Source organism: Rhodopseudomonas sp. G2_2311, assembly GCF_047501505.1.
Taxonomy (GTDB): Bacteria; Pseudomonadota; Alphaproteobacteria; order Rhizobiales; family Xanthobacteraceae; genus Rhodopseudomonas; species Rhodopseudomonas palustris_H.
Window position 1 is genome coordinate 57743 of sequence record NZ_JAZDRK010000007.1, and the last position, 19763, is coordinate 77505.

General features: G+C 65.6%; 21 protein-coding genes and 1 tRNA gene. 8 read left to right on the forward strand and 14 right to left on the reverse strand.

What is annotated here, in order from left to right; genetic code table 11:
- Positions 1-11: 11 nt before the first annotated feature.
- Entirely contained in the window at positions 12-341 is a 330-nt protein-coding gene (gene clpS, locus VRZ08_RS12235; RefSeq protein WP_041810535.1) for an ATP-dependent Clp protease adapter ClpS, read from the reverse strand.
- Positions 342-813: 472 nt separating this feature from the next.
- Between clpS and VRZ08_RS12240 the strand changes: the two genes are divergently transcribed.
- Together VRZ08_RS12240 and VRZ08_RS12245 are read left to right on the forward strand one after the other, a co-directional pair.
- Positions 814-2220 carry a pilus assembly protein TadG-related protein gene (locus VRZ08_RS12240; protein WP_414532692.1) on the forward strand — a complete coding sequence of 469 codons (1407 nt, stop codon included), beginning with the start codon at positions 814-816 and terminating at the stop codon, positions 2218-2220.
- Between the two features lie 356 nt (positions 2221-2576).
- A complete protein-coding gene (locus VRZ08_RS12245) occupies positions 2577-4334 on the forward strand; it encodes a serine hydrolase (protein ID WP_414532693.1) in 1758 nt (585 codons plus the stop codon).
- A gap of 289 nt (positions 4335-4623) precedes the next feature.
- On the opposite strand, the gene VRZ08_RS12250 is transcribed toward VRZ08_RS12245, so the two are convergent.
- The 4 genes from VRZ08_RS12250 to VRZ08_RS12265 form a co-directional block, all read right to left on the reverse strand.
- The gene (locus tag VRZ08_RS12250; RefSeq protein ID WP_414532694.1) at positions 4624-5352 is read right to left on the reverse strand and encodes a DnaJ domain-containing protein; all 729 of its coding nucleotides are present in this window, start codon (positions 5350-5352) and stop codon (positions 4624-4626) included.
- A gap of 55 nt (positions 5353-5407) precedes the next feature.
- On the reverse strand, positions 5408-6148 hold the full coding sequence (locus tag VRZ08_RS12255) for a VWA domain-containing protein (protein WP_414532695.1): 741 nt from the start codon (positions 6146-6148) through the stop codon (positions 5408-5410).
- A 77-nt stretch (positions 6149-6225) separates the two neighbouring features.
- Positions 6226-7053, reverse strand: a complete 828-nt coding sequence (locus VRZ08_RS12260; protein WP_263988838.1) for an alpha/beta fold hydrolase — start codon at positions 7051-7053, stop codon at positions 6226-6228.
- Between the two features lie 274 nt (positions 7054-7327).
- A complete protein-coding gene (locus tag VRZ08_RS12265; protein WP_414532696.1) occupies positions 7328-8251 on the reverse strand; it encodes a division plane positioning ATPase MipZ in 924 nt (307 codons plus the stop codon).
- Between the two features lie 266 nt (positions 8252-8517).
- On the opposite strand from VRZ08_RS12265, the gene panC reads away from it, so the two are divergent.
- Positions 8518-9369 carry a pantoate--beta-alanine ligase gene (panC, locus tag VRZ08_RS12270; RefSeq protein ID WP_414532697.1) on the forward strand — a complete coding sequence of 284 codons (852 nt, stop codon included), beginning with the start codon at positions 8518-8520 and terminating at the stop codon, positions 9367-9369.
- Positions 9370-9387: 18 nt separating this feature from the next.
- Here panC and VRZ08_RS12275 read toward each other — a convergent pair whose 3' ends face one another.
- From VRZ08_RS12275 to VRZ08_RS12290, 4 genes are all read right to left on the reverse strand, one after another.
- Positions 9388-9807 carry a DUF1489 family protein gene (locus tag VRZ08_RS12275; RefSeq protein WP_414532698.1) on the reverse strand — a complete coding sequence of 140 codons (420 nt, stop codon included), beginning with the start codon at positions 9805-9807 and terminating at the stop codon, positions 9388-9390.
- Between the two features lie 38 nt (positions 9808-9845).
- Entirely contained in the window at positions 9846-10892 is a 1047-nt protein-coding gene (locus VRZ08_RS12280) for a hypothetical protein (RefSeq protein ID WP_414532699.1), read from the reverse strand.
- 178 nt (positions 10893-11070) lie between these two features.
- Positions 11071-11262, reverse strand: a complete 192-nt coding sequence (locus tag VRZ08_RS12285) for a hypothetical protein (RefSeq protein WP_107345008.1) — start codon at positions 11260-11262, stop codon at positions 11071-11073.
- 213 nt (positions 11263-11475) lie between these two features.
- Positions 11476-12132: a glutathione S-transferase family protein gene (locus tag VRZ08_RS12290; protein WP_414532700.1), complete on the reverse strand. Its 657-nt coding sequence runs from the start codon at positions 12130-12132 to the stop codon at positions 11476-11478.
- Between the two features lie 117 nt (positions 12133-12249).
- Here VRZ08_RS12290 and VRZ08_RS12295 point away from each other — a divergent pair, with 117 nt between their 5' ends.
- Positions 12250-12534: a DUF3253 domain-containing protein gene (locus VRZ08_RS12295; protein ID WP_414532701.1), complete on the forward strand. Its 285-nt coding sequence runs from the start codon at positions 12250-12252 to the stop codon at positions 12532-12534.
- A 5-nt stretch (positions 12535-12539) separates the two neighbouring features.
- Here VRZ08_RS12295 and VRZ08_RS12300 read toward each other — a convergent pair whose 3' ends face one another.
- From VRZ08_RS12300 to mgtE, 4 genes are all read right to left on the reverse strand, one after another.
- Positions 12540-13334 carry a YdcF family protein gene (locus VRZ08_RS12300; RefSeq protein ID WP_414532702.1) on the reverse strand — a complete coding sequence of 265 codons (795 nt, stop codon included), beginning with the start codon at positions 13332-13334 and terminating at the stop codon, positions 12540-12542.
- A gap of 73 nt (positions 13335-13407) precedes the next feature.
- Positions 13408-14241: an aldo/keto reductase gene (locus VRZ08_RS12305; protein WP_414532703.1), complete on the reverse strand. Its 834-nt coding sequence runs from the start codon at positions 14239-14241 to the stop codon at positions 13408-13410.
- Between the two features lie 54 nt (positions 14242-14295).
- Entirely contained in the window at positions 14296-14652 is a 357-nt protein-coding gene (locus VRZ08_RS12310; protein WP_414532764.1) for a helix-turn-helix domain-containing protein, read from the reverse strand.
- Positions 14653-14705: 53 nt separating this feature from the next.
- Positions 14706-16127, reverse strand: a complete 1422-nt coding sequence (gene mgtE, locus VRZ08_RS12315) for a magnesium transporter (protein ID WP_414532704.1) — start codon at positions 16125-16127, stop codon at positions 14706-14708.
- Between the two features lie 161 nt (positions 16128-16288).
- Here mgtE and VRZ08_RS12320 point away from each other — a divergent pair, with 161 nt between their 5' ends.
- The 4 genes from VRZ08_RS12320 (at position 16289) to VRZ08_RS12335 (ending at position 19526) form a co-directional block, all read left to right on the forward strand.
- Positions 16289-17092, forward strand: coding sequence for a polysaccharide deacetylase family protein (locus VRZ08_RS12320; protein WP_414532705.1), 804 nt, complete (start codon positions 16289-16291; stop codon positions 17090-17092).
- 137 nt (positions 17093-17229) lie between these two features.
- Entirely contained in the window at positions 17230-18549 is a 1320-nt protein-coding gene (locus VRZ08_RS12325; protein WP_414532706.1) for a polysaccharide deacetylase family protein, read from the forward strand.
- 87 nt (positions 18550-18636) lie between these two features.
- Positions 18637-19065 carry an antitoxin Xre/MbcA/ParS toxin-binding domain-containing protein gene (locus VRZ08_RS12330; protein ID WP_414532707.1) on the forward strand — a complete coding sequence of 143 codons (429 nt, stop codon included), beginning with the start codon at positions 18637-18639 and terminating at the stop codon, positions 19063-19065.
- Entirely contained in the window at positions 19065-19526 is a 462-nt protein-coding gene (locus VRZ08_RS12335) for an RES family NAD+ phosphorylase (RefSeq protein WP_414532708.1), read from the forward strand. The genes VRZ08_RS12330 and VRZ08_RS12335 overlap by 1 nt, the downstream gene beginning before the upstream one ends.
- Before the next feature lie 111 nt (positions 19527-19637).
- Here VRZ08_RS12335 and VRZ08_RS12340 read toward each other — a convergent pair.
- A tRNA-Leu gene (locus tag VRZ08_RS12340) sits at positions 19638-19722 on the reverse strand.
- Positions 19723-19763 lie beyond the last annotated feature (41 nt).

Here is a 19763-nt window from a genome sequence, read left to right on the forward strand (position 1 = left end):
CACGCCCGCTGCTATTTTTTCTCCATGACGCACTGAAGAGGATGTTGATGCTTGCGGGCAAAATCCATCACCTGCGTCACTTTGGTCTCGGCGATCTCGTAGGTGAAAACGCCGCACTCCCCGATGCCGTGATGATGGACGTGCAGCATCACCTTGGTGGCGGCCTCGACGTCCATCTGGAAGAACTTCTCCAGCACGTGGACCACGAACTCCATCGGCGTGTAGTCGTCGTTCAGGATCAGCACGCGATAGAGATTGGGGCGCTTGGTGCGCGGCTTGGTCTTGGTGATGACCGAGGTCGACGGCGTGCTCGGGCCGGAACGGCCCCCGTCGCCTGCCATCGCGCGCGGCCGGTTCATTCGGTCGCCGGCAGGGCCGGCAGCGGGGTGGCTTAGAGAAGGTTGCAGCATGGCTTTCGGTATTTAAATCCCCAGGGAACTTCCCAGACGCCGGAACCGCGACCTGCGGTCAGCGCGCAAATGCCGACCACGCCCACAGCGCAGCGGCTCCCGGCACGACGCAGCGGCGGAATACGGTAAATATGGGTCGAGTGCGGTTTTGCTGCAAGCGCGGAAATCCCGGAGGCACACCTAGCCTGGGCGCAGGCCAAGCCTCGCCGTTGGAGGCCGCAGAGTTAACCGGGCGTTAGAAGAAACGGGCAAATCCGGCCCACCGCGGTGACGGACCAGCAAGCAAAACGCCCGGCTTCGCGGCATTTATGGCGCAGTTTAGCGAGTTTCTGAGATTCATTTTACGCGGCGTTTATCCATACCGCCCGATCTTGCCCCGCGAAGAGCCAGGATCGGTGCCGATATGTCTATGATCTCCCTTGCCGCCCAACTGACGCGCGCGGCGCGCCGCTTCCCGCAGGCGAACGGGGGCAATATCGCAGTGATCTTCGCCCTGGCGCTGGTGCCGTTGCTCGGCTTCATCGGCATGGCTGTGGACTATTCGCGCGCCAACAACGCCCGCACCTCCCTGCAAAACGCGCTCGATTCGGCCGCCCTGATGCTGTCGCGCGATCTCGGCGTCGGCGCCATCACCCCCGACCAGGTGTCGAGCAAGGCGCAGACTTACTTCAACAGCCTCTACACCAATAAAGAGTCCGGCGCAGTGACCGTGACCGCGACCTATACGGCGAAGGACAGCTCCGGCTCCTCCACCATTGCGATGAGCGGCCAAGGCTCGGTCCCAACTCAGTTCATGAAAATCCTCGGCTTCCAAACGATGGCGATCGGATCATCGACCACGACGACCTGGGGCGGGACCCGCCTCCGTGTCGCGATGGCGCTCGACGTCACCGGGTCGATGGCCGATGACGGCAAACTCGACGCCATGAAGACGGCCGCTAAGAGCCTCATCGACACACTCCGCGCCAGTACTCAGTCGGCAGACGACGTCTACGTTTCGATCGTGCCGTTCGCGCACATGGTCAACGTCGGCCTCAGCAACAAGAACGCCACCTGGCTGAAATGGGACGACTGGCCGGAATACGAGGGCAGCTGCAGCACCGTCTGGTGGTCGAACGTCACTTACTACAGCAAAACGGATTGCCGGAATAACGGCCGGACATGGACCCCCTATACCAGCACCAACATCTGGAAGGGCTGCGTGGCCGACCGCGATCAACCCGCGGACACCACTAAGGACGCGCCGACGACCGATCCGAAGCGCTTTCCCGCACGTTACCAGTTGCTCAATTCATCGGTCTGCCCTCCGGAGATCACGCCGATGACGTCGATCTACTCATCGGGAAATGCGACGACGCTGAAGAACAAGATCGACGCGTTCACTGCAGGCGGCGGCACCAATCAGCCGATCGGCATGCACTGGGCCTGGCTCTCGCTGCAGTCGGGAGTTCCGCTGAACACCCCGGCGAAGGACTCCAACTATAAGTACACCGATGCGATCATTCTGCTGTCGGATGGCCTGAACACGATGGACCGCTGGCCCAGCTACGGAAACGGGCAAGTCCAGTACAACGGCCAGATCGACGCGCGTCAGCGGATTCTGTGCGACAACATCCGGGCGTCGGCGACCAACACCAACCCGGTCCTAATTTACACGATCCAGGTGAACACCGATGGCGACCCGGAGTCGTCGGTACTGAAATACTGCGCAGACAGCGGCAGTTTCTTTTCGACCACGACGTCTAGCGGCATCGGGACGGCTTTCGCCCAGATCGGCTCCTCGCTGTCCAAGCTCCGCGTCGCCAAGTAGGCTGCGGCCGATCCGGCCCGCCTGCTCATCCCGAGTCCGGCGTCCAGCCACTACCCCGAGCTCAGCCCGGGGTAGCGGAACATGCTGCACTGCGATACCAATCCGGCGAATCCTCGGCATCAACGCAACAGATGCTTAACCTTTTCGAAACCGCCCGCTCCTAACCTGAATCCCTAAACATTTGCGCTCGCCACGAAAAGCCGCGTCAATTCAGCCGCTTACCCGATCGATCGGGAGCTGCCGCTGGTGCCGGGCAAGCGAGTGATTCCAACGCTGGATTCCAACGTCACCGGACCGCACGGGCTTAATTTTGCCTCACGGCCCGGTGAATGATGAAAGATCGGACGGGGACGTTCATGCACCGCAATATTTCCTTCAGCTCGCGCGCGCTGCGAGTTTGCGTGCTCGGCTTGGCGACGATCTCAGCCGCGGTGATCTTTACAACCGACACAGCCGACGCCCGGAAGCGGCATCGTCATCATCACGCCCGCCATCACGTCGAGCGCAACAGCTACAACCCCGCCTTCGCCTCGATCATCGTCGACGGCAACACCGGTGCGGTTCTCACCGCCACCAACCCCGACAGCCTCCGTCATCCGGCGTCGCTGACCAAGATCATGACGCTGTACCTGCTGTTCGAGAAGCTCGAACAGGGCAAACTCAGCCTCGACAGCGAGATGGAAGTTTCCGAGCACGCCTCCGAGCAGGCACCGACCAAGCTCGGCTTGCGCCCCGGCTCGACGCTGCGGGTCGAAGACGCCATCAAGGGCCTGGTGACGCGCTCGGCCAACGACGCCGCCGTGGTGATCGCCGAGACCGTCGGCGGCAGCGAGTCCGACTTCGCCAAGCTGATGACCCGCAAGGCGCGGGCGCTCGGCATGTCGCGCACCGTGTACCGTAACGCCTCCGGCCTGCCGAACGACGAGCAGGTCACCACCGCGCGGGACCAGTCGATCCTCGGCCGCGCGATCCAGGACCGCTTCCCGCGCTACTACCGCTACTTCGCGACCTCCGTATTCAATTATCGCGGCCACGCCATTCGCAACCACAATCGCCTGCTCGGCAATGTGGAAGGCGTCGACGGCATCAAGACCGGTTACACCCGCGCCTCCGGCTTCAACCTCGTCACCTCGATGCACCGCGGCAACCGCTTCCTGGTCGGCGTCGTGCTCGGCGGCCGCAGCGGCGGCTCGCGTGACGCCATCATGCGCAACCTGCTGGCCGAGAATCTGGAAAAGGGCGCGACGCGCCGCACCGTTGCCGCCATCAGCGAGCGCTCGCCCGGCTCGGACGAGACCGAGGTCGCCGAGGATACCCGTCCGGCGCCGGCGGTTCAGGTGCAGGGCGCCGTTCAGGTCGCCTCCGCCGCCCCGGAAGCCGCCGTTGTCCCGGTCCCCCGCCCCGCCGCGCCGATGACCCGCTCCGTCGCTGCGCCTGAGCCGAAAGCGGAAGCCAAGCCGGAGCCCGGCCCGTTCAACAGCGGCAGCCTGGAATCCAAGCCGCTGCAGATCATTCCCGGCTCGGCCGAGCCGATGAAGCCGGTCCGGGTCAAGACCGTCCAGGTCAAATCCGCCCCGATCAAGCTCGCTTCTGCCGTCGCCGCCCCTCCCGTCACCAACGCCATCCCGTCGCCCCGCCAGGATCCGGCCGAAACTTCCAACGCCGCGGTCGCCGGTGTCGAAGCCCGCCCCGAAGCGATCCAGCAGCCGGCCGGCCACGGCACCGGCCAGGGCATCCTCGGCGTGCTGCCCGGCAACATGGCGCCGAAGCACTCGCAGGCGATGGCCTATGCCGACCCCGCCCCGGCGGCTCCGCCCCCAGCGGCTCCGGCGGTTCAGCAGAACGGCGCGATCAAGACCGTCGCCCACAGCGGCTGGATCATTCAGGTCGGCGCGCTGGAAAGCGAACCGGAGGCCCGCAAGCGCCTCGATGCCGCCCGCGAACGCGCCAGCGGCTTGCTCGGCAAGGCTGATCCGTTCACCGAGACCGTGACCACCCGGGGCGACCGCAAGCTGTATCGCGCCCGCTTTGCCGGACTGGAACGTGATGAAGCCGAAGCGGTGTGCCGCAAGCTGAAGCGCTCCGACATCTCCTGCTTCACCATCAAGAACTGATCTTTCCAATATCGAAGAAGACGAACGCGGCCGGGCCCTCCCGGCCGCGTTTTTCGTTTGGCGTCACAGCGCCGCTGGGGACTTGGCGGAAGATGCGGAGCTCATGCTCTCCAACGCCGCGCCGGCATCGAACCGAACGATCTCGCACGACGGGAACACGGCGAAACCACTCGTCAAGGATTGATCGATAAAAGTTGAATCAACAGCCACGCCGAAGCGGCGGGCAACCCGGGCGTCAATTCGGGATCAGGGCACTCGCAGTCTGTAGCGTAAAGTTGCGTTGCTGGAGTTAGCTGCGATGCGTTCGAAGCAAGGTATCCTTGGCCGCGTTTACCCGGGCGGCAAGGTACGTCGACCCCCCTTGGTCGGGATGCAATTTCTTCATGAGGGTGCGGTGGGCGCGTCCGATCTCGTCCGGCCCCGCTCCCGGCTGCAGGCCAAGGATCTCATAGGCTTCCTCGGTCGTCATTTTGCTGCCCGACGCCTGGCTACGCTGCCCCCCTGCCGCATCTCCATGCGCGTTCTGACGCCAAGCGGGAAACCGGCGGTCCAGATAGCTTTCAAGTAGCGCACAGCTCTCGGCATCGAAGCCGGCCAGCATCGCCGCGAGCTGGCCGAGGTCGAATTCGTCGAGCGAGCGGCCGGCATTGGGGCCGGCCAGGATCCGCCCGGTCATCGCACCGCTGTCGTGGTCCAGCACCATTTCCAGATACTGCGACCGCACCGTCGAGGCTTGGCCTCGCGAGCGCCCGCCGAGGCCTCCGAACAAGCCGCCGAGATTGCCGAAGCCGGCATTCTGCAGCGGCGCCCAGCCGAGCAGCCCGGCGCCGAACAGGCCGAGCGGGATTGCGACCGCGAGTTCGCCTTTGACCCCGGTAAACAGCGCCGCCGCCAGGGTGACGATGCCGCCGGCGATCTTCAGCGCCCGCGCCAGCACCGCCGGGTTGGCCGACCGGAACATCTGCAGCAGCGTGTAGAGCACGAAAACGGCGATGGCGCCGGCAATCAACGTAGGCATGGCCGGAATATAAGTTGGTCGGGGAGAAAAAGCACCGGCGCCGGATCGCGCGCGGCTATCGCATCTGCCCGAGCAGCAGCGCAGCGCCGCCGCCGCTCGCGGCCAGCCGCTGCAGCGCCTCGCGCCCACCGGCCGCATACGCAGCAGCGGCGCGCAGCAGCTCGCGGAGCTGCGCCGCAGCGCCTGGATCGAAGCGACACCACGCCCCACCGCTCAGCCGCGCGATCTCGCGAAAGGTCTGCTCGGCGACCGGATCGACGCCCTCCTGAAATACGAACACCGGGACCTTGAGCATACCGAGCTCGCCCGCCTTGGCGCAGAGATCGTCGGCCTGCTCTTCCATGGCGTCGCCGACGAACACGATGGCACGGACCCCGGCAGCAATCGCCTCCTTGCGGGCGTCGGACAGCACGCGGCCGATCTGGGTATGCCCGCCGCGGCAATCGATCTTGCCCATCAGCCGCGCCAGTTCAGCGCTCGACGAGATCCAGGTCGAGGCCCGGCACTCGTTGAAGCCGCGATAGTACACCAGACGGATATCGAGACTGCCGATCGCCTCTGCCTCGCGGAACATGTCGGCCTGCAGCGCGCAGGCCATGTCCCAGGTCGGCTGCCGGCTCATCGTGGCATCGAGCGCGAACACCAGGCGACCGCGGGCGCCAGCGGCATTCGGTGCCATCGCGCGCGCTTTCGCGACGAAGGCGGCAATCTCCGCGGACGACGACGGCGCAGGCGTCGCCGTGCCGTTGTCGCGGACGGTCGTTTGGGATGGAGTTGTGGTCGGCTCGCGGGACATCAGGGCTCGCTCTGGAACAGCGAGACCTATGTGGAGACGGCGGGATCGAGCGTCAACGCCCGCCAGCGGCGGCTTCCCTATTTGGCCGAGGCCACCGCGCTCGGGCCGCGCGGCACCGGCTTCGGCTTGATCGATGCGGTGCCATCGTCGAGGAAGCGATCGAGCGAATCCGCGATCGCATTCTTGACACTCGTCGGCCCGCGATCGCTCATCTCGGTGTGCTGAAACTGGGTGTTGACCACCGTGATGCCGGCTTTGTCGCAGACCTCCTGCGCCGGTACCACGCCAGGGTCGGTCTTGAACACCGGGTCTTCGGACCGGAACGTCAGCGTCTTGAATTTGCCATCGATCATGAACGGCACCCGCAGATTATCCAGCGTCACCACCCGCCGGATCAGCTCGGGATGCAGATGGGCGTAGTACATCGAAATGTCGCCGCCATTGGAATGCCCGACCATGGTGAGGTGGCGATAATCGGCATTCGGCAGAATGGTCTTCAGCTGCGTAACGGCGAAATCGATATTGGCGACGCCTTTCTCATACACAGGCAGTCGGCCGACGTAAGGCTCGCCGACTTTTGTCACCAGCGGCCCGTCAATCGGCAGATCGTGCTGAATGCTGATCGCCAGATAACCGCGAGCGGCGAACAGATTGGCGAGGAACGAGTACTCGGTGAATTTCACGGTGTTACCGTGATTGAGCACCGCAACCGGGAGCTCTGCGAGGCCGCCTTCGGCCTGCATCTCCTTGTCACGGCGAACTGCGATGTCGATCTCGACCGGTCGCTGACGCGAAGCATCGTAGAACGTCAGCGTCTGATGCCGGATCGCCCATTTCGAGGCGGTGAAGTAAGCGACGGCCGAGACGAGGCACAGCGCCAGCAGAACTGTGATTCCGCGGGTCATCATCCATCCTGAGTCGATCAGCAGCCCCATGCCCAGGATGATCGACCATACGACTATAAATCACAGTCATATGACAGGAAGATCAAAGATTAGCGGATTTGCGCCCCCTCCTTGTGCAACTGCACAAAGCCGCGGCCGATCGGAATAGTTTTCGCCGTTCAACGGGTTGTACGAATTCGAAATTTCTCAGGAGGGTGCGGCAGCGACATCGGATGACTGCGGGCGCCGCTTTGATGTCCGACCAAAGAATGAAGAAAATTGGGTAAAATTTGAACTACACGCCGACGATGTCGTGAAGTTCGAGCGGCGTCCCGGCTTGAGCGAACCACTCGGCGCGGTTGGCGGCACGGCGGCGGCCGCGCTCGTCGAGCGGCAGCTTCAGCCGCCGCAGCAGATCCGTCACCTCCTCGCGCGCGGTGACGTGCCCCATGCTCGGACGCGTACCGAGCGTCGCGGCATCGAGGTTGTCGAGCGCCGTCAGGCCGCGCGGAAAGAACTCGCGATACACCACCCGTTCGGCAAAGCCATCGAGCGGCCGAAAGCCGATCCGCATCGCCAGCTCTTTCAGGCCGGCAGCGACCATCTGGTTATTTCGCGATCCGATCGTCGACAGACGATTCCGCACCACGATCCAGTCAGTGTCCGAGCCGTCGAGCTGGCGGCGCCGGCGCCGCGCATCGATCACCATCGCGGCGTAGTGACTTGCGCCGGTGACTTCGAAGGTCGTTGGATCGACACCGCCGAGCACATCGAAATCAAGGAAGCTGTCGTTGATCGGCGTGACCAGCGTATCGGCCATCGAATGCGCCAGCCGCATCAGATAACTATCCGAGCCCGGCGTATCGACTACGATGAAGTCGTGATCGTGCTCGACGGCCGCGACAGCGTCGGCGAATTGCTGAAACTCGTCGGCTTCATTGTCGGCGACCTGCATGGTCTCGCCGAGGGTCAGGCAGCAATGGTCCGGCAGTTCGAGATCGAGGTGCGCGTGCTGCGACCAAGCCTGGCGATTGGCGATGTAGCGGGTGAAGCTGCGCTGCCGGCAATCGAGATCGATCGTCGCGACCCGCTGACCAGCCTTCAGCAGCGCTACCGCGATGTGCAGCGCCAGCGTCGATTTTCCGGAGCCGCCCTTCTCGTTGCCGAGCACGATCACACGCGCCGGGCCGGACTGACTTTCGGGGGCCTCAATCAGCATCGATCTCCCTTTCGTCGCCGATCTTCAAATCGGCCATGTCGAGGGTCAAGCAAATTGCGTAAGACGGGCCGCGACGGAAGCGGCTTCGCGCTTCATCATGAATCTGCCGCGCGCCGAGTGGTCGCGATCAAGCTTAACGGGGCGCCTTGGCCGACCTCTGTGGCGGGCCGCCCTGGTGGCGGTCAGCGCCGGGGCTTGATAAGATCGGATTCCTTTCCGCCGCCGCCTGGAGCGGCTTGTCTCCGCTGACCGCGATCGAGCCTTCGATGTCCCGTCCTCCCGTTGTCGCCCGCACTCTCCCCGCCCTTCGCCGCGCGCTTGCCGAGCTGCGCAAGCGCAACGCCAGCGTGGCGTTGGTGCCGACCATGGGGGCGTTGCACGACGGGCACCTGTCGCTGGTTCGCCTGGCGAAACGACGCGCCGACAAGGTGGTGGTCTCGGTGTTCGTGAACCCGACGCAGTTCGCCCCGCACGAGGACTTCGGCTCGTATCCGCGGACCTTCAAGGCCGACGCCTCCAAGCTCGCGGGAGAGAACGTCGACCTGATCTGGAATCCCGACGTCAAGGTGATGTACCCGGACGGCTTCGCCTCCAAGATCTCGACCGAAGGCCCCGCCGTCGCCGGCCTTGAAGACCGCTTCCGCCCGCACTTCTTCGGCGGCGTCACCACCGTGGTCGGCAAGCTGTTCATCCAGTGCCGGCCGGACGTCGCGATCTTCGGCTCGAAGGACTTCCAGCAGCTCCGCGTGGTGACGCGGATGGCCGCCGATCTCGACCTCGGCGTCAAGGTGATCGGCGCACCGACGGTGCGCGAGCGCGACGGCCTCGCGATGTCGTCGCGCAACGTCTACCTGTCGGCTGAGGAGCGCGCGATCGCACCCACCCTGTATCGGGCGATGAAAGAGGTCGCGAAGCGGATCAAGGCGGGCAAGAGCATCGAGTCGTCGCTGACTGCGGGCGCCGAGTTGATCACCGAAGCCGGCTTCGTGCTCGACTACCTGGAGGCGCGCCACGCCGAGACGCTGGCGCCGATCAAATCCGCCAAGGAAGGTCCGATCCGGCTGCTGGTCGCTGCCAAGCTCGGCAAGACCCGGCTGATCGACAATATCGCGGTGTAAGACACACGGGCCCTACGCCTACAGCAGCCCGAGTTCGCGCAGCTCGCGGCGCATCGCTTCCGGCATCGCCGCGATCCCCTCGGCAGCCTTGCCGAGGTCCTGCGGCGCGTCCGCTGCGGTGAGATAACGCCAGCCCTGGAACGGCCGCATCGGCCGCGGGCTGACCGGGTGCACCTCCGGCTCCAGCACCAGGCGGCAGCGGCTGACACCTTCACCATCGCGAAACGGCTCGATCGCGATCAGCTTTTCGCGCGCCGCGATCTCACCGCGGATCACCCAATACAGCGAGCCGCCGTCGAGCAGCTCCGCATCGCGCTTCGGCACCATGCGGGTGATGTGGATATGCCGCCCACCCGATCTGGCGCGCTCCGCCACCCGCTCGGTCAGATCCTTCACCGACTCGCAGCCCACCGCGAGCTTGATCAAATGCAGAGCCATCGAGGTCGTCTGTCTCGCTTCCTAAAAAATGCCGCCGCTCAGTTTTCCGCGGGAGCCTCTTCCGGCGCAAGCTGGACCGGCGCAGGTGGCTTCGGTTTCGGTGGAGCGGGCGGCCTCTTGGCGGGCGGAGGATTGGCGGCAGCCGCCCCAGCCGCATTGTGGGTGGCCGACGCCTGGGCCGCAGCTGGCGGCGCCGGGGGCTTCTTCGCCGCCGGGGCGCTCTTGGCGTTGGTGGCGGCAGCCGCCGCCGGCTTGGCCGGCGCGGGCTCCGTCATGATACTGACGGGCGGAATTGAGGCCGAGGTTGGGAAGTCGATATCGGTCGGCTTACCGCTCGGCGCTTCGGTGACGCCAGCGAGCGCCGGCGTGGCGCCCGGCACCGGGAGCGCAGCCCCAGCAGGAGCCGCCGGGACCTGCCCTGCGCCGGCCGCGGTCATCGGCAGGCCGCCCCAGCTCGGGGCGTAACGGGTCAGGGTGGTCTCGTAGAGATGGTCGCCGATATTCGCCGCAATCCGGCTGGAATCGGTGAGCGACCGGAATGCCGCGCAGTCGGTCGGCTGGCAGCGGTCCTGCGACGACAGCACATAGGCAATCAGCCCATAGCGGTCGCGCTCGATCGCGCGGCGCAGCCGGGCCAGCTCCGGCGTCATCTGCTTGTCGGCGGCGGCGATGTCACCGAGGGCGGTGAGCCGCGCCAGCCGGGCCGACGCATAGGACACCGCGGCCGCGACAGTCTCGGGCGAACTGAATAGCGCCTTCTCGCAGGCTGCCAGAACCATATCGCCGGCAAGGTCGTCGACGCAGGCCAGTGCCGGCATCGCCTTGGCGATCGGATCGCGCGCCTCCCCCGCGGCCTGTCCGCCCCCCGAGCTGCCAAAGCCCCGAAATGCCGAATAGCCCGCCAGCCCGATCGCGCCGATGGTGATCGCCACCAGCGCGCCGTTAGCGACCGACTTGTCGGCCCGCAGCAACGTGACCAGCACCAACAGCGCCACGAATGCCGCAACCGCGACGGTGGCCCACATCGGAAAATTTGGTGAATGCAGAATCTGGTCGAGCCAAGTCGACCAAGCAGCCCAATCCATGCGCGTTGTCCCCTGAGCGCCGATCCGGCGAGTCAACACCGGCTTTACGACCAAAATGGGCGCAAGACTTGGCGAAACGCGGCCCCGAGATCGCTGTCCCCTGCCCCCGGAGGGACGTCAGGACAGCGATGATGATCTCAGAGGCTGTTATGTCTTTGGAAGAAAGACGATGCGGGGCTCAGCAGATGCTGAGCTGGCTCTCCTTGGCGACTCGTTCGAACGCCTCGGAGATATTCTTGATACGATACTGGCAATCAGACCCATCGGTCGGGAGCAGACGGACGATTTCGTACATGCCGCTGGCTGCCGGACGGGCAACGTTGCTGGCGGTAAAATAGACGGATTCACCTACCACGAACTTGTGCTTCAACGCTCAACTCCTGCGCCACTTGAATACCGATCCGATCCCTGTTGCCGGGTGTGATCGGCTCCCCCCAAACCCCGCGCGCTTATAGCACGCAAGACGCTCTCCTGGCCAGTGAATCACGCATGGCTGGCGCCCCGATTTTGCTTGTTTTTCAGCGATCTAGGCGCCCGAAGGCCGGGAACCGAGGGGGCTTGGGAATGAATCCCCTTCCGCAGCTCAATCGGTCTCGAATTTGTCGATGATCCAGGTCTCAGCAAGGGCTGCCTGAGTCCATTCCTGGAATGCCGGCAGCGCCATCATCACCTCCATGTAGCCCTGCGCGATCGGGTCGAGCTCGACCGCATAGGTGCGAAACCGGTGCACCACGGGCGCGAACATCGCATCGACGCCGCTGAAGTGGCCGAACAGATACGGCCCGAAACGGCCGTAGCGGTTGCGGCAGTCGGTCCAGATCTCCTGGACCCGGGCGATGTCGGCGCGCGCCGCATCCGACAGCGGCTTGGCACCGACCGGCCGATGGATGTTCATGCCGCACTCGTTGCGCAGCGCGGCGAAGCTGGAGTGCATCTCGGCCGCCACCGACCGTGCGTGAGCCCGCGCGGCGACATCGTCGGGCCAGAGCTGTGCCTTGGGAAAGCGCTCGGCGGCGTATTCGATGATCGCCAGCGAATCCCAGATCGTGACATCGCCGTCGACCAGCACCGGCACCTTGCCGGCCGGCGTGAAGGCGAGGATGCGGCGCTTGTCGGCGTCGCCGGTGTAGAGCGGGATCACCACCTCATCGAACGTGATCCCAGTCGCCTTCAGCGCGATCCACGGCCGCATCGACCATGATGAGTAGTTCTTGTTGCCGATCACCAGCGTCCGCGCCATGGCCGAAAACTCCCTTCATCCCCGCAGCGATGCGTCCCTCGGCAATCAATCCACGGCCGGAGCGACTGTCAATCGGTCGAGGTTGCGGCGCGCCGGCCATTGCGGCACTGCATTGCCATGACCCCTCACGATTCGGCGCCTGCCCCCGCCTCGCCTGTCTCCGCCCTCGAAGACGACATCCTCGCCGTACTGAACAAAGCCGGCCACGGCACGCTCAGCGCGCCGGAGATCGCGCACGCTCTTCGCCCCGAAGGTGACTGGCACGGCCTGCTGATGCCGATCCGGCGCGCCGCCGTGGGTTTGGCACTGGACGGCCGGCTGGTGATCTATCGCAAGGGCAAGCCGGCGGATCCGAACGACTTCCGCGGCGTGTACCGGCTCGGCCTGCCGCGCCACGACTGAGTGGCTTACGGCGACGGCAGCAGCGATGTCGTCTTCCCGCCGAGCCGATAGGCGAGCAGCCCCGCCCATTCATGCACGGCGACGTCGGTGCGGGCGAGCCCTGCTGCCAGCGTCGAGAACGTGCGTGCCGCGTCCTCGCTGCCGCGCGTTCGCCAATCGACCGGATACGGCACGACGTCGAAGCCGGCAGCACGGAATGCGATGATCGACCGCGGCATGTGAAACGCCGACGTCACCAGCAGCCACAGTTCGCCAGGCTTCGGCGACACCAGAGCACGCGTATAGGCAGCGTTTTCGGCGGTGGTCCGCGACTTGTCCTCCAGCACCACGCGATCCGACGCCAGACCGAACCGCTCCAGCAGTTCGCCGGCGAGCGGCGCTTCGGCGACCGAGCGCTGGATCAGATTGCCGCTGCCGCCGCTATAGACGATCCGCGCCTTCGGATAGCGCCGCGCCAGATCGAGCGTAGCGAGGACACGCTCGGCCGAGGCGTCGAGTTCGAGGGTGTTGCGAGCCGCGCTGAGTTCGGAATCGATCGCTCCGCCGAGCACGATGATGCCATCCGGCGCGCGCCCGGCCTCGTGCCAGGGCGGAAACCGCTCCGACAGCGATAGCAGCAGCACGTTGCCGAGCGGCGAGTAACCGGCGATCAGCAGCAGCACGACGCCGCCGATCAAGAGCGCCCGCCCGGCCCGCCACCAGCGCGTCAGCACGAGCACAAGGCCCGCCACACAGATCATCGCGATCGTGTTGGACGGATGGACGAAGAAGCCGAGGATCTTGGAGAGTAGGAAGAACATCGGTCACCGGCACGCTGAAGGTCGTCTCAGCGACGTGCGTTATTCCGGCGGCGAGGTCAACGGCGGGTAGCGCTCAGTCCCACACCGGGGCGGTCGCCATCGTGGTCAGCCGTCCCTTCGAACTGCCGAGGGTGAAGATCTCCTGCATTTCGGCTTCCGACAATTCGAAGTCGAACACGTCGATGTTCTGCGCCAGCCGCTCGAGCCGCGAACTGCGCGGAATTGCCGCGACGTTCTGCTGGATCAGCCAGCGCAGGCAGACCTGCGCCGCGGTCTTGCCGTGCCCGGTGCCGATCCTGGTGAGAACTTCGCTCTTCTTGGCGTTGCCGCGGGCGATCGGGCTGTAGGCAACCAGCGCCATGCCGTACAGCGCGCAGGCGGCGAGCACCTTCTGCTGATCGAGAAACGGGTGGTACTCGACCTGATTGCACACCAGCGGCGCCGGACAGACCGCGACCGCCTCCGCGAGCAGCGCGACCGTGAAGTTCGAAACACCGATGTGCCGCGTCAGGCCGAGCGCGCGGGCCTGCGACAGAGCGCCGAGGGTTTCCGCCAGCGGCACATGCGCGTTCGGCCAGTGCAGCAGCAAGAGATCGACCTCGGACAGCCGCAGTTTGACTAAGCTCTCCTTGGCCGAGCGAATGAGGTCATTGGGCGCGAAATGCGTGGTCCAGACCTTGGTGGTGACGAACAGCTGATCGCGGCGGATGTGGGAGTTGCGAATGCCTTCCCCGACCTCGCGCTCGTTCTCGTAGATCTGGGCGGTGTCGATATGGCGATAGCCGAGGCGGAGCGCCTGCTCGACGATCCGCGCGCAGCTATGGCCGCTCAGTTCCCAGGTCCCGAGCCCGATTGGGGGAATCTTCGCCCCATGGGCTTCGACGAAGTGCGCGTCGGCGGTCTGCATGACGATCGTCCCGCATTTTGGGTACGCAGACTGATCAGAAGTAGTATGAACCGATCAGCACTCGCTGCCAATCGCTGGCGCTGCGACGAGCTGACTAATTTCTTCCCGCCGACCGGCCAAAGCGGCAAACACCACATCGGGCGTATGGGCGATCACGGTCAGCAGCGCACGCGCAGGTCCCCGTGGGCTGCGCTTGCCCTGCTCCCAGTTCCGGATGGTCTCGACCGGAACGCCAAGACGCGCGGCGAATTCGGTCTGGGTCAGGCCCGCCCGCAGCCGCAGGTCGCGTACCTTCGGCTCAGGCTCCGAACCGCGCCCGGCGGATTCGGCACCACTGGGCACGAGCGGAAACTCGTGGCCGTCGCGTAGTTCGACGATCCGCCCGTCCGCTTTCAGTCGCAGCCGCTGTATCTGGGTCATGGACGGAATCGTCCGCCAACAGCGTTAACAGCCCGTGAAGAGGATTACTTCAGTCCGAACCACAGCGTTGCGATACCCAGGAAGGCGAAGAAGCCGACCACGTCGGTGACGGTGGTGACGAAGGTGCCTGAGGCCACGGCCGGGTCGGCCCGCATTTTCTCCAGCGCCATCGGGATCAAGATACCACCGAGCGCACCGGCGACCAGATTGCAGATCATCGCCAGCCCGATCACCACGCCGAGGCCCGGCACCCTGAACCAGGCGTAGGCCGCGATGCCGGTGATCAGCGCAAACGCGACGCCGTTGACCAGGCCGACCAGCGCCTCACGCATCACCACCCGTACCGCGTTCCAGGCGCCGAGTTCGCGGGTCGCCAGCGCCCGCACCGCCACCGTCATGGTCTGGGTCGCGGCGTTGCCGCCCTGGCTGGCGACGATCGGCGCCAGCACTGCCAGCGCCACCATCTGTTGCAGCTGATCTTCGAACAGGCCGAGCACCGAGGACGCCAGGAACGCGGTGGCGAGGTTGACCAGCAGCCAGTTGAACCGGCCGCGCGCGATCGTCCACATCCGGTCAGACAGTTCTTCGTCGCTGGTGACGCCGCCCAGCGCCTTGAGGTCTTCGTCGGCCTCTTCCTCGATCACATCGACGACGTCGTCGATGGTGATGACGCCGACCAGGCGGTTCTGGCCGTCGACCACGGGGGCAGCGACGAGGTTGTACTTGCCGAAGAGGCGGGCGACCTCCTCCTGATCATCGTCCACCGACACCTTGCGGCGGTCCTCGTCGACCAGTTCAGGCAACGGCACATTGCGATGCGACCGCAGCAGCCGATCCAGCGACACCGCGCCCTGCCAGTGATTGACGCCGTCGACGACGTAGATCTCGTAGAAACGATCCGGCAGCTCGGCGGTCTCGCGCATGAAGTCGATCGCCTCGCCGACGGTCCAGTCCCGCGGCACGGCGATGAAATCGGTCTGCATCCGCCGGCCGGCGGAGCTTTCCGGATAGTCGAGGCTGCGCTCGAGCGCATCGCGTTCGGAGGGTGGCAGCTTATCGAGGATCTCATCCTGATCCTCTTCGTCGAGCACCTGGAGTAGCTCGACGGCGTCGTCGGAATCCAGTTCGCGAACGCCCTCCGCGACGGTCGCCGGCTCGAGCTCTTCGAGGATCTCCTCGCGGACGGTTTCGTCGACTTCGTTGAGCGCGGAGAAGTCGAAATCGGCGCCCGTCAGTTCCACCAGCCGGACCCGCTCGTCGGAATCCAGCGCACGGATCAGGTCGCCGAGGTCGGCCTCGTGGAGTTCGGACACCACGGCCCGCAGCGAACCCGCGTCCTCGCCGGCGATGGCGTGAGACACCGCCTCGACGAACTCGGCCCGGAGGTCGCCATCGTCATCCCGCATTGCCGCAGGATCGAGGGCGGCCAGATCGGGCCGCACGACCGCATCCACGTCGTCGGTCATGGGGGCTCCCGCGGGTTTTACTGGTTGCAGAAATCGGGCGCCGTCGGGCAAGATGCACTGTCGAACGGCGGCGCGAATGCCCGTGGCAATAACCAATCGGTGAAGCAAAGCGCAATGATATTCGTGACACCCACCAACAATCCGCCAACCCGGAGGGTGTCGTGATCATCGCGCGCACCGCAGCTGCTTTTGTCGCCCTCGCCGCCCTCGGCGGGACTGCTCACGCCGCCGAGTGCCCCCGCCCCGGCACGCTCGGCACCTCGCGGGTGCTCACCGTCGATCCGGCGACCTATCCGCGCGTCGGCCTGAAGAGCTTTCCGCAAACCCTGCCGCTTGCTGATCGCGAAGTCGTGCTGACCTTCGACGACGGTCCGGCCGCCACGACTCCGACGGTGCTGAAGGCGCTCGCCGACGAATGCGTCCGCGCCACGTTCTTCCTGGTCGGCAAGCCAGCCTCCGAAATGGGCGAGATGGTGCGACGGATCGCGGCCGGCGGTCACACCATCGGCCACCACACCTACACCCATCAGCATCTGTCGGCGCTGAGCCATGCCGATGCGCTCACCGAGATCGACCGCGGCATCGCGGCCGACGAAGCGGTGATGCGCGCCAAGGGCATTCCGGTGGCGACCACCCGGTTCTTCCGCTTCCCGTATTTCGAATCCACCCCGGCGCTGCTGGATGATCTGCAGGCGCGCGGTATTCCGGTATTTGGTGCTGATCTGTGGGCGAGCGACTGGAATCTGATGACGCCCGACGAGCAGCTCAAGCTGATCACCGAGCGGCTGACGGCGACCGGCCGCGGCATCATCCTGTTTCACGATCCGCGCAAGCAGACCGCCGAGATGATGCCGGCGTTCCTGCGCTGGCTCCGCGAAAACAACTACCGCGTCGTGCACGTGGTGCCCTCTGACGAAGCCGGGCACGCGGTGGCGTCGGATACGCATGGCCGCACTGCGCGCTGAGCCGGCCCCGCGTCCCAGAATCGCCATGGAACTTTGAACGGTTAAGCAGCCGTTCATGACGCGGTTTTATTTTTCGGTCCGGGTTGGGATTCGGGCGTCGTGAACCGTGCTGTCGGTCGCGTGAAGGCGGTGCACTGTTGTTTGAACGTTCGTTGCGAATTTCTTCTTTCGTTGGTGCGGCCTGCGTCGCCGCCGCTCTCACCCTCCCGCCCCAACAGGCCCGCGCGGCCAGCTGCCCCGGCAACCCCGATGCGCTCGGCACATCGCGCACGCTGGTCGTCGATCCGCGCGAGCATCCGCGCATCGGCACGATGCAGTACGGCGAGACCCTGCCGCTGCGCGACCACGAGGTGGTGCTGACATTCGACGACGGCCCGCTGCCGCGCGAAAGCAATCAGGTTCTCGACATCCTGGCCAAGGACTGCGTCAAGGCGACGTTCTTCGTCGTCGGGCGGATGGCGACGACGTTTCCCGCCGGCGTGCGCAAACTGCGCGACGCCGGCCACACCATCGGCACCCACAGCCAGAACCATCCGCTGAGCTTCAACCGGATGTCGGTGGAGCAGGCCCAGCAGGAGGTCGACGAAGGCATCGCCTCGACGCTCGCCGCGCTCGGTGGCGACCGCGCTGCGCTGTCGCCGTTCTTCCGCATTCCCGGCCTGTTGCGGGCCGAAGCGGTCGAAGGATACCTCGCCTCCCGTGGCATTCAGGCGTGGAGCGCCGACTTCCCGGCCGACGACTGGCGTCACGTCTCGCCCGACACCGTTTTTCATCTGGCGATGAGCCGGCTGGCCGCAAAGGGCAAGGGTATCATGTTGCTGCATGACATCCAGCCGCGCACCGTGGCGGCGCTGCCGCGCATCCTTCAGGCGCTGAAGGCGGGCGGCTACAAGATCGTGCACGTCGTCGCGGCGACGCCGGAGCTGCCGAAGACGCCGACCGAGCCGCAGGAGTGGCGGCTGCATCCGGCTTCCGAGACGGTGGCGAAGGTGCGCTGGCCGAAGGTGCCGCGCTTCGTGTTCGCCAATGAGGAGATGCTGCCCGCCCCCGAACTCGCCGACATCGGCCTGGATCGCGACCATCTGATTCCAGGCAGCGCCCAGATCCGGTCGAATCGTTTGGCGCGTGGCCAGGTGCCGACGCCGCAGCGCTCGCCATGGCCGCGGCAGACCCTGGTCGAATCGGCCGACAGCCTGATTACCCTACCGGTGCCGTCACAGAGCCTGTTCGCGCTTCCCGAACGGAGCGTCCCAGCCATCCGGGCGATGGTCCCGGTGAAAGCGGAACGTGCCGCCCGCGAAGCGCCGCAGCTCGTCCGCGACGCCAGCGGCCTGCCGATGCCGATCGACGTCGGCGTTGCCGCACGCCCGATCGCCGGCAGCGTCGGCATCGCCTCGGAAGGCCTGCAGCGCGGCCCGCTCGACGCCGGCAGCCGCCCTCGCCCGCTCAATCACTGATCCCGGTTCCCCGCACCCACCCCTTGCCGTCCGGCAATTTGCCATTAGATTGACGGCACATTGCCGACGCTATGGGTGGGGCAGACGATGTCCATCATTGAAACGGTCGCGGATAAGCTCGGCGGCAAACCGGTGCTCGGCACAACGGTTCGGTCGCAGGCTGAGTTGGCCATGGTGGTCCGCAACCGCCTCCCCCTCGCCGCACTCCAGGGATTGAGCCGCGCCGGGCTGAGCGATCAGGAAATCGAGCAGTTCGTCATCCCGCAGCGGACCCGCCGACACCGCGCCGAGCGCAATCAGCCGCTCACGATCGACGAATCCGACCGGGCCGTCCGCCTGCTGCGCATTCAGAGCCTCGCCGAAGACACCTTCGGCGCGGACAAGGCCAGCCTCTGGCTTCGCCGCCCTCTGGCTGAGCTGAACGGCGAAACACCCCTGACCGTCGCACAAACCGAGGCTGGCGCCAGGCTGATCGAGGTGGTGCTCGGCAAGATCGCTTGGGGCGCTGCCGCCTGATGCGCCTGTGGCGACTGTCTCTCGCCCGTCACGCTCGGACGTTCGGCGGCGGTTATGGACTGCTGTTCGACGGCCGCTGGAATACTGTCGGCCGGCCCATCACCTACTGCGCGACATCGCCTGCTCTCTGTGTGCTGGAGAAGCTGGTGCACGTCGAAGACCCGCTGTTGCTGCCTGAGCTGATGATGGTGCGCTACGAAGCCCCGGACGACTTGTCGGTCGACGACGTGCCGGTTTCCGCCCTTCCGGCGGATTGGGGACGTCGAGAGAGCTGGACGCAGCAGCGCGGTGATGCGTGGCAGGCTTCGCTCTCAGCCCCGCTGCTGCGGGTGCCATCGGCGATCGTCCCGATCGACGGATCGCCGGATCTGAATGTTCTGATCAATCACAGGCATCCTGACGCCGAGCGGATCAGAATCGCAGCAATCGAGCCGTTCGCCCTCGATCCCCGCCTGTTCTGACGATCAGGCTTCGGCATCCGAATGCCCATGTCCTCACAGATCTTATGCGCGACACCGGTTCGTCAGGTTGTTTGGAAGGATTGCGCCGAGCAACGCGGGCCGGCACGGAAGTGGTGCGCTCGGAGGGACTCGAACCCCCACGATTTTACTCACTGCCACCTCAAGGCAGCGCGTCTACCAATTCCGCCACGAGCGCTTGGGTCCGGTTCGGGCATCGCCGACCGGATCGACGGCGCC